Source organism: Piscinibacter sp. (assembly GCF_050175855.1).
Lineage (GTDB): Bacteria > Pseudomonadota > Gammaproteobacteria > Burkholderiales > Burkholderiaceae_C > Piscinibacter.
In genome coordinates this window covers 1-8,779 of the sequence record NZ_JBFXIO010000213.1, presented here as the reverse complement: position 1 = coordinate 8,779, position 8,779 = coordinate 1, and the positions used below count along the sequence as shown (strand labels likewise).

Below are 8,779 nucleotides of genomic sequence, written 5' to 3'. Positions count from 1 at the left end.
ATGACCGCCCGGCTGCGCGAGATGTGCACGACGATCGAGCGGTCGAACGCCTCCAGCGGATGGCCCTTGAGCGAGTCCATGATCTGGTCGCGAGAGAGCACCCGCCCCGGGCTCTGGGCGAGCACCACCAGCAGGTCGAACTGGTGGCTGGTGAGGTCGCAGGGCTTGCCGTCCAGCCTCGCCATGCGAGCACCGAGGTCGATCTCGAGTCGGCCGAAGCGCAGCACCTCGTCGTCGGCCGGCTGCGGCTGGGCGCGGCGCAGCAGCGCCTTGATGCGGGCCAGCAGTTCGCGCGGCTCGAAGGGCTTGCCGAGGTAGTCGTCGGCGCCGAGCTCGAGGCCGACGATGCGGTCCAGAGGTTCGCCACGCGCGGTGAGCATCAGCAGCGGCAGCGAGCGCGTGCGCGCGCTGGCACGCAGCTCGCGGCACAGGTCGAGGCCGTCGCCGTCGGGCAGCATCAGGTCGAGCAGCAGGGCGTCGAAGGTCTCGGCGGCCAGCCGCTCGCGCCCCGCCGCCAGCGAGCCGGCAGTCGTCACGTCGAAACCCGCGTGGCGAAGGTAGTCGCCCACCATCGCCGAGAGGCGGGCGTCGTCGTCGATCAGCAGCACTCGCGTCGTCATCGGCGCAAGCATAGCGTCACGCTCCTGAAGGAGGATCACTGCCGGGGCCGTTCGCGTTCGATGCGCTCCATGCGCTCGCGCATCATCTCGCCGCGCTGCTTCATGCGCTCACCCAGCTTGGCGCGCTGCTCGGGCGTCAGCACCTGGCTCGCGTCGAGCATGGCCTGCATGCGGCGCTTGCTGGCCTGGTCGTGCAGTTGCAGCATCTGCTGGCGCAGCGACTCCGCAGCGGCGGCGTCGACGTTGGGTGCGGAGAAGATCTGCAGCCCGCGCTCGTGCAGCGCACGGCGCTGTTCGCGCTGGGCCTTCATGTCGTCGCGCGCGCCCTTGAAGATCTGGCGGATCTGGGTGCGCTGAGCATCGCTGGCGTTGAGCCCGTCGAGCATGCGGTCGACACCGCGGCCGCCCATCATCATGCCGGAGCCGTCCATGCCGCGATGGCCATGGCCGCCGGGCATGGCCCAGGCCGACAGGGCGAAGGTCGCCGCCACGGCGACGACCATGCCCGAGAGCATCCACTTCATGCCGCGTCTTTCGGCAGGGCGACGGGCGGCAGCGACAACAGGGGTACGGGACATCTCTGGCTCCTTCATGACGGGCCGGGTCGGCCCATGGAGCGAGATGGTTACCCCGGGGGGTGAATGGGCGATGGCGGGGGGGTAAAGATCTGTGAATACCCCCGATCCCGCAGGCAGGCGTCCCCTGGATCAGGGAGCCCCCCGCCGCTCGGGCTTGTGCCCGGACGACATGGCTGACCAGAATGGTCCGAACCGGCGAAGTCTGCCGTCAGTCCGTGCCCCGCAACCCGCTGCCCAGCCCGTACGACGCCATGCTCGAGTCCCTCTCCCGCCCCGCCACTCCACCGTGCCCGACCGGGCCTGCCTTTCAGTGGAGCCGGCATCGCCGTCCGTCGGGTCCGAGCGACCGGCAGTTGAGTCTCGATGCCACGGAATGGGTGCTGCAGCTGCCGCTGGTGCTCCGGCCCGCGAACACCTGCTCGCGCTATCCGCGCATCGTCAACCACATCGCGCAGAGCTGGCTGCGGTCAGACCGATGCCGCCACCTCTTCAACCAGCTTCTGCGTGACAGCCGCCCCGCCAGGAGCGGCTTCCCGCCGTCCGTGCGCGAGGAACTTCGGGCACTGGCCGCCTTCCGTCTCGACGGTGTGCTGCCCGCCCAAGCGGACTGACGACGCACCGGCCGCGCAGAAACGACAAAGCCCCGTCTGGCGGGGCTTGGTGCGCGATTCAACTGGCGGAGAAGGAGGGATTCGAACCCTCGATACGGTGAAACCGTATACCGGATTTCGAGTCCGGCGCATTCGACCACTCTGCCACCTCTCCGGTGTTGTGAAAGCGTTCGGCGGGTCGCTGCCGAGCCGCGCATTCTAGCGCACTCGTACAGGCCACTCAGGGCACGGTGACCAACGTCAGGCCGTGAAGTGCGGCATGGTCGAGCCGGCTGCGCCAGACCTGCCCCGGCGCCATCGGCCAGGCATCGGTGATGGTGCCGGTGGTCACCACGTCGCCGGCGCCCACGCGCCACTGCGGCGTGTGGATGGCCATCGCCTCCAGCCAGAGCAGCAGCGCGCTCAGGGGGCCGTCGAGCACGTTGGCGCCGATGCCGCTGTCGACTTCGGCCTCGTCGCGCAGAAGGGTCAGCCGCAGCGCCGCCAGTTCCTCGCCGAGCCGCGCGAAGCGCGACACCGGCACGCGCGCGCCGACGCAGAGCCGCCCGTGCAGTGCGAAATCGGCCACCGTGTCCGGCGCGGCAAAGCGCCAGTCGGCGAAGTGGGTGTGGACGATCTCGAAGCCATGCGCCACCCACTCCAGGCAATCCAGCAGATCGGCCTCGCTCATGCCGGCTTGCGGCGGCCGCGCAAAACCGAAGACGATCTCCGGCTCCAGACGAGGCTGGACCAGGCCCGTCATCGACACCCGCGCCTCGGTGCCTTCCAGAAGGGTCACCGTGCTGCGCCAGACCGGCGCCCAGATCGGCGCGAACACGCCATAGCGCGGCCAGATCGTGCGGTTGGTGAAGCCGATCTTGTAGCCGCGCGGTTCGTCGCCGGCGGCGACGCGGCGCTGCCGGATCGCCTCGGCCACGTCGAAGGCTTGTGCGAGCGTCAGTCCGCCCGGCCGCTCGCTCGGCAACCCGACGAGCCGCGCATCGCGCCAGGCGTCGAGCAGTTCGCCGGCCAGCGACGCGGTGTCCACGTTCAGGCCTTCAGCGTCTCGAGCCCGCCCAGGTAGGGTCGCAGCACCGCCGGCACATGGATCGAGCCGTCGGAGTGCTGATGGTTCTCCAGCACCGCCACCAGTGCGCGGCCCACGGCCAGGCCGGAGCCGTTGAGCGTGTGCACCAGCTCGTTCTTGCCCTGCGCGTTCTTGAAGCGGGCCTGCATGCGCCGCGCCTGGAAGGCTTCGCAGTTCGAGCAGGAGCTGATCTCGCGGTAGGTGTTCTGCGCCGGCAGCCAGACCTCGAGGTCGTAGGTCTTGGTCGAGCCGAAGCCCATGTCGCCGGTGCACAGCGTCACCACGCGGTAGGGCAGCTCCAGCTTGCGCAGGATCGCCTCGGCATGGCCGACCATCTGCTCGAGTGCCTCGTAGCTCTTCTCGGGGTGAACGATCTGCACCATCTCGACCTTGTCGAACTGGTGCTGGCGGATCATGCCTCGCGTGTCCCGCCCGGCGCTGCCGGCCTCGGAGCGGAAGCACGGGCTGTGCGCGGTCAGCCGGATCGGCAGCGCGCTTTCGGCCAGCACCTGCTCGCGCACCGTGTTGGTCAGCGAAATCTCGCTGGTGGAGATGAGGTACTGCTCGCGCTGCGCTTCGTCCCCGCCACGGCTGACCCAGAACATGTCTTCCTTGAACTTGGGCAGCTGGCCGGTGCCCTCGAGGATCTCGCGGTTGACGATGTAGGGCGTGTAGCACTCGGTATAGCCGTGCTCCTGCGTCTGCGTGTCGAGCATGAACTGCGCGAGCGCGCGATGCAGCCGCGCCGCCGGCCCGCGCAGGAAGGTGAAGCGCGAGCCGCTGAGCTTGGCGCCGGTGTCGAAATCGAGCCCGAGCGGGCCGCCGAGGTCGACATGGTCGCGCGGCGTGAAGTCGAAGCTGCGCGGCGTGCCCCAGCGGCGCACCTCGACGTTGCCGGTTTCGTCCGCACCCACCGGCACGCTCTCGTGCGGCAGGTTGGGAACGGCCATCAGCATCTCTGCCAGGTCGGCCTGGATCGCCTCCAGCCGCTCGGCCGAGGTCTTCAGTTCGTCGCCGATGCCGGCCACCTGCGCCATCAGCGCGCCGGTGTCGCCGCCCTTGGCCTTGAGCTGGCCGATCTGCTTCGAGAGGCTGTTGCGCTGCGCCTGCAACTCCTCGGTGCGGGTCTGGATGGCCTTGCGTTCCGCCTCCAGCGATTGGAAGCGCGGCACGTCGAGGAAGGCTTGCGGTGTCTTGCGCGCCTCGAGGCGCGCGATCACGTGCGCCAGGTCCTTGCGCAGCAGGTTGATGTCGAGCATGGGAAGCCGGGCGCCGCGCGGCGCCCTCCGGGGGTCTGGGACCTCAGGATTGTAGGCAGGCGAGCGCTTCTTCCTCGGTCGCGAGCGCCTGGCTCACTTCGCGCATCACCTGGCAGGCGCACTCGGCGCAGCGGCCGCACTGCGTGGCCACGCCCAGCTCGCGCTGCAGGGCGTCGAACGTCTGCGCGCCGTCGCGGACGGCCTCGCGGATCCGGTGGTCCGAGATGCGGCGGCAGACGCAGACGATCATCGGTGTGTCCTCAGGCGGGATCGCCCATCATGGATTGAAGGTAGTTCGGCAGGCCGACCTTGCCGACCAGCTCGATCTGGGTCTCGAGGAAGTCGATGTGCTCCTCGGTGTCGTCGAGGATGTCCTGCAGGATGTCGCGCGAGACGTAGTCGCGCACCGATTCGCAGTAGGCGATGCCGTCCTTGATGGTGCCCTGGGCGCCCTGCTCCAGCTGGAGGTCGCACGCCAGGATCTCCGGCACGTTCTCGCCGATCATCAGCTTGCCGAGGTCCTGCAGGTTGGGCAGGCCGTCGAGCATGAAGATGCGCTCCATGAGCTTGTCCGCATGCCTCATCTCGCCGATCGACTCCTCGTATTCCTTCTTCGCCAGCTTGTCCAGGCCCCAATGCTTGAGCATGCGGTAGTGCAGGAAGTACTGGTTGGTGGCGGTCAGTTCGTTCTTCAGCTGGGCGTTGAGGTGGGCAATCACCTGCGGGTCGCTTTTCATGGCTGCTCCTGGCTGGGGTGAGGGGACCATTCCATTCTGATCTGCCTCAATCCGCCACTGGAAGAGCCAGCTTCACGCTCAAGGTCGAGCGAATATTACTTGATAATCGTTCGCATTAGCAATAACCTCGTTGTCATGATCCTGAGCGAACTTCCCGACGATGGACGCGCCGTCGTGCGCGGTGTCACCCCGGCATCGCCGGAACTCTCGCCCGGCGACCTGCGGCGCCTGGCCGAACTCGGGTTCATTCCCGGCGAGCCCGTGCACCTGCTGCGCCGCGGCCCGGGCGGCCGCGAGCCGCTGGCCGTGCGCGTGGGCGACACGCTGTTCGCGCTGCGCCTGGCGGAGGCGCGCTGCATCGAGGTCGGAACGGCCTGAACCATGCCCCCGACCTGCATTGCCCTGGTGGGCAACCCGAACTGCGGCAAGACCGCGCTGTTCAACCTGCTGACCGGCGCGCGCCAGAAGGTCGCCAACTACGCCGGCGTGACGGTCGAGCGCAAGGTCGGCAGCGCGACGCTGCCCGACGGCCGCCGCGTCGCCATGGTCGACCTGCCCGGCACCTACGGACTGACGCCGACCACGCCGGACGAGCAGGTGACGCTCGAGGTCATCGAGGGGCGCCGCGCGGGTGAGGACGTGCCGGATGCGATCGTCGCGGTGGTCGATGCCACCAACCTGCGCATGAACCTGCGCCTGGTGCTCGAACTGCGCACGCTGGGGCGCCCCATGGTGGTGGCGCTGAACATGATCGACGCCGCGCGCGCCCAGGGCCTGGCGATCGACACGGCCGTGCTGGCGCGCGAACTCGGCTGTCCGGTGGTCGAGACGGTGGCGGTTCGGCGCCACGGCCACGAGGCGCTGCTGGCGCAGGTCGCGGCGCTGCAGGCGCTGCCCGAAGGCGCGCGAGTGCAGTCGGCCACGTCGCGCCTGCCCGCGGAGTTGCAGCAGGAGGTGCGCCGCATCCTCGCCCTGGCCGCGCCCGCTTCACCCCGCGTGCAGCGCTTCCGGCTGGCGGTCGACGCGGTGGTGCTGCATCCGGTGGCCGGCCTGGCGCTGCTGGCCGCGCTGCTGTTCTTGATGTTCCAGGCGGTGTTCTCCTGGGCCGAATGGCCGATGAACGCGATCGAAGCCACCATGTCCTGGCTGGGCGGCTGGGTCGGCGCGCACCTGGCGGAGGGCCCCTTGCGCAGCCTGCTGGTCGACGGCGTGATCGCCGGCGCGGGCGGCGTGCTGGTGTTCCTGCCGCAGATCCTCATCCTGTTCTTCTTCATCCTGCTGCTCGAGGACTCGGGCTACCTGCCCCGCGCGGCCTTCCTGCTCGACACGCTGATGGGCAAGGTGGGCCTGTCGGGGCGCGCCTTCATCCCGCTGCTGTCGAGCTTCGCCTGCGCGGTGCCGGGGGTGATGGCCACGCGCACCATCGCCAACCCGCGCGACCGGCTGGCCACCATCATGATCGCGCCGCTGATGACCTGCTCGGCGCGGCTGCCGGTCTATGCGCTGCTCATCGGCGCCTTCGTGCCCTCTCGCCACGTCGGCCCCTTCAACCTGCGCGGGCTGACGCTGTTCGGGCTGTACGTCGCCGGCGTGGCCTCGGCCTGCGCGGTGGCCTGGTGCATCAAGCGCTTCTGGACGCGGCGCAGCTACCAGCCGCTGATGCTCGAGCTGCCGCCCTATCGCCGCCCCAGCCTGCGCAGCCTCGTGCTCGGCCTGTGGGAGCGCACGACGATCTTCCTGCGCCGGGTGGGCACCATCATCTTCTCGCTGATGGTGGTGCTGTGGTTCCTGTCGAGCTATCCGGCGCCGCCGGCAGGCGCCACCGGGCCGGCCATCCAGTACAGCCTGGCGGGCCAGCTCGGCCAGGCGCTGCAGCACGTCTTCGCGCCGATCGGCTTCAACTGGCAGATCTCGATCGCGCTGGTGCCGGGGCTGGCGGCGCGCGAGGTGGCGGTGGGCGCGCTGGGCACCGTGTACGCGCTGTCGGCCTCGGGCGATGCGGTGGCCGACTCGCTGCTGCCGGTGATCGCGCAGGGATGGTCCCTGGCCACGGCCTACTCGCTGCTGGCCTGGTACGTGTTCGCGCCGCAGTGCCTGTCGACGCTGGCGGTGGTGCGGCGCGAGACCAACTCGTGGCGCTATCCGCTGGCGATGCTCGCCTACCTCTTTGCGCTGGCCTATGCGGCGGCGTTCGTGACCTATCGCGTCACGCTCTGGCTGGGAGGATGAGATGCCGGACGCGCAGACCCTGATCGCCGGCCTGATCGTCGCCGCCAGCGCGGCCTATGCCCTCTGGACGCTGCTGCTGCGCCCGCTGCGCAGGTCGCGCCGCGACCAAGCCGGCTGCGCCGGCTGCGGCGGACTCAGCCGATGCCGGCCATCGAGCGGTCGCCCAGGCCCATCGGCAGCGGGAAGTGCACCGACTCCGCCACGCCCGGTAGCGATCGTACGGACACCGCACCCAGCGAACGCAGCCGCTCGATCACCTGCTGCACCAGGATCTCCGGCGCCGACGCCCCGGCCGTGAGGCCGACGCGGCGCTTGCCGTCCAGCCACTCGGCCTTCAGGTCATCCGGCTGGTCGACCATGTAGGCCGGCGTCCCGAGGCGCTCGGCCAGCTCCTGCAGGCGGTTGCTGTTGGAACTGGTCGGGCTGCCGACCACGATCACCACGTCGACCGAAGGCGCCAGCACCTTCACCGCATCCTGGCGGTTCTGGGTGGCGTAGCAGATGTCCTGCTTCTTCGGCTCTCGCACACTCGGAAAGCGGCGCTTGACCGCAGCCAGGATCTCTGCCGCGTCGTCCACCGACAGCGTGGTCTGCGTGACCACGGCGATGCGTTCGGTCTGCGGCAGCACCAGGCCCTCGACGTCGGCCACGTCCTCGACGAGGTAGATGCCGTCGTCAAGCTGGCCCATCGTGCCCTCGACTTCCGGATGGCCCTTGTGGCCGATCATGATGAAGTCGTAGCCATCCTTGTGCAGCTTGGCCACCTCCACGTGCACCTTGGTCACCAGCGGGCAGGTGGCGTCGAACACCGAGAAGCCGCGCTGCCGCGCTTCCTGCCGCACCGCCTGCGACACGCCGTGCGCGCTGAAGACCAGCGTGGCGCCGGGCGGCACCTCGGCGAGGTCCTCGATGAAGATCGCGCCCTTGGCCTTCAGGTCGTTGACCACGTAGGTGTTGTGCACGATCTCGTGGCGCACGTAGATCGGCGCGCCGAACTTCTTCAGCGCACGCTCGACGATCTCGATCGCACGGTCCACGCCGGCGCAGAAGCCGCGCGGCTCGGCCAGCACCACCTCGTGCGGGCCGTCGACGATGTCCTGGCCCATCACAGCACCCCGATCAGTTGCACTTCGAAGGTCACCGGCCGGCCGGCCAGCGGGTGGTTGAAGTCGAACAGCAGCCAGTCGTCGCCAACCTCGCGCACCACGCCGGCGTAGTTCGCCTGCCCGTCGGGCGTGGGGAACTGCACCACGTCGCCGACGTGGTAGGTCTGGTCGGGGTCGCCCAGTTCGTCGAGCAGCGAGCGCTTCACGCGCTGAAGCAGCTCCGGGTTGCGCTCGCCGAAGGCCTCGCCGGCGGGCACGTCGAAGACCTCGCGCGCACCCTCGGCCAGGCCGAGCAGGCGCCGCTCCAGCGCAGCGGCGAGCTCGCCCGTGCCCAGCGACAGCGTGGCGGGCTTGTCGGCGAAGGTGTTGACGATGTCGGCGCCGTCAGGCCCGGCGAGGCGGTAGTGCAGGGTCAGGAAGGACCCCGGCTGCACGAGATTCACGGCGTAGCCCGCTCCAGTAGACTGGCTGCGGATTTTACGAGCCCGGCCCGCACGGCCCTCCCGACCGTGATCAAGGACATTCCACCCGACGCGCGCCCCCGCGAGAAGCTGCTGTCGCAAGGGCCGGCCG

11 protein-coding genes and 1 tRNA gene are annotated in these 8,779 nt (G+C 69.5%); 3 read left to right on the top strand and 9 right to left on the bottom strand.

Features of this window, described 5'->3' with window-relative positions; all coding sequences use genetic code 11:
• Both AB7U92_RS16020 and AB7U92_RS16015 read right to left on the bottom strand, forming a co-directional pair.
• Positions 1-620: response regulator transcription factor (locus AB7U92_RS16020; protein ID WP_428578893.1), on the bottom strand; the 620-nt coding region annotated here is incomplete at its 3' end.
• Between the two features lie 35 nt (positions 621-655).
• Positions 656-1,144: a Spy/CpxP family protein refolding chaperone gene (locus AB7U92_RS16015; RefSeq protein WP_428578890.1), complete on the bottom strand. Its 489-nt coding sequence runs from the start codon at positions 1,142-1,144 to the stop codon at positions 656-658.
• Positions 1,145-1,449: 305 nt separating this feature from the next.
• On the opposite strand from AB7U92_RS16015, the gene AB7U92_RS16010 reads away from it, so the two are divergent.
• Positions 1,450-1,809 carry a hypothetical protein gene (locus tag AB7U92_RS16010; protein ID WP_428578887.1) on the top strand — a complete coding sequence of 120 codons (360 nt, stop codon included), beginning with the start codon at positions 1,450-1,452 and terminating at the stop codon, positions 1,807-1,809.
• A gap of 63 nt (positions 1,810-1,872) precedes the next feature.
• On the opposite strand, the gene AB7U92_RS16005 is transcribed toward AB7U92_RS16010, so the two are convergent.
• The 5 genes from AB7U92_RS16005 to bfr all read right to left on the bottom strand — a co-directional run bounded on the left by AB7U92_RS16005 (position 1,873) and on the right by bfr (position 4,871).
• A tRNA-Ser gene (locus AB7U92_RS16005) sits at positions 1,873-1,963 on the bottom strand.
• Positions 1,964-2,029: 66 nt separating this feature from the next.
• The gene (locus tag AB7U92_RS16000) at positions 2,030-2,836 is read right to left on the bottom strand and encodes a 2-keto-4-pentenoate hydratase (RefSeq protein ID WP_428578884.1); all 807 of its coding nucleotides are present in this window, start codon (positions 2,834-2,836) and stop codon (positions 2,030-2,032) included.
• 2 nt (positions 2,837-2,838) lie between these two features.
• Entirely contained in the window at positions 2,839-4,134 is a 1,296-nt protein-coding gene (gene serS / locus AB7U92_RS15995) for a serine--tRNA ligase (protein ID WP_428578881.1), read from the bottom strand.
• A 43-nt stretch (positions 4,135-4,177) separates the two neighbouring features.
• Complete coding sequence (locus AB7U92_RS15990) at positions 4,178-4,384, bottom strand: (2Fe-2S)-binding protein (RefSeq protein WP_428578878.1); 207 nt, start codon at positions 4,382-4,384, stop codon at positions 4,178-4,180.
• A gap of 10 nt (positions 4,385-4,394) precedes the next feature.
• Positions 4,395-4,871, bottom strand: a complete 477-nt coding sequence (gene bfr, locus AB7U92_RS15985) for a bacterioferritin (protein ID WP_428578875.1) — start codon at positions 4,869-4,871, stop codon at positions 4,395-4,397.
• A 135-nt stretch (positions 4,872-5,006) separates the two neighbouring features.
• On the opposite strand from bfr, the gene AB7U92_RS15980 reads away from it, so the two are divergent.
• Together AB7U92_RS15980 and feoB are read left to right on the top strand one after the other, a co-directional pair.
• Positions 5,007-5,249, top strand: a complete 243-nt coding sequence (locus tag AB7U92_RS15980; RefSeq protein ID WP_428578872.1) for a FeoA family protein — start codon at positions 5,007-5,009, stop codon at positions 5,247-5,249.
• 3 nt (positions 5,250-5,252) lie between these two features.
• A complete protein-coding gene (gene feoB, locus AB7U92_RS15975; protein WP_428578869.1) occupies positions 5,253-7,100 on the top strand; it encodes a ferrous iron transporter B in 1,848 nt (615 codons plus the stop codon).
• A 134-nt stretch (positions 7,101-7,234) separates the two neighbouring features.
• Here feoB and ispH read toward each other — a convergent pair whose 3' ends face one another.
• Together ispH and AB7U92_RS15965 are read right to left on the bottom strand one after the other, a co-directional pair.
• Positions 7,235-8,206 (bottom strand): 4-hydroxy-3-methylbut-2-enyl diphosphate reductase, encoded by a 972-nt coding sequence (ispH, locus tag AB7U92_RS15970; RefSeq protein ID WP_428578866.1) that lies wholly within the window; start codon positions 8,204-8,206, stop codon positions 7,235-7,237.
• Complete coding sequence (locus AB7U92_RS15965) at positions 8,206-8,649, bottom strand: FKBP-type peptidyl-prolyl cis-trans isomerase (RefSeq protein WP_428578864.1); 444 nt, start codon at positions 8,647-8,649, stop codon at positions 8,206-8,208. Before AB7U92_RS15965 ends, ispH begins: the two co-directional genes overlap by 1 nt.
• Between the last annotated feature and the right edge of the window lie 130 nt (positions 8,650-8,779).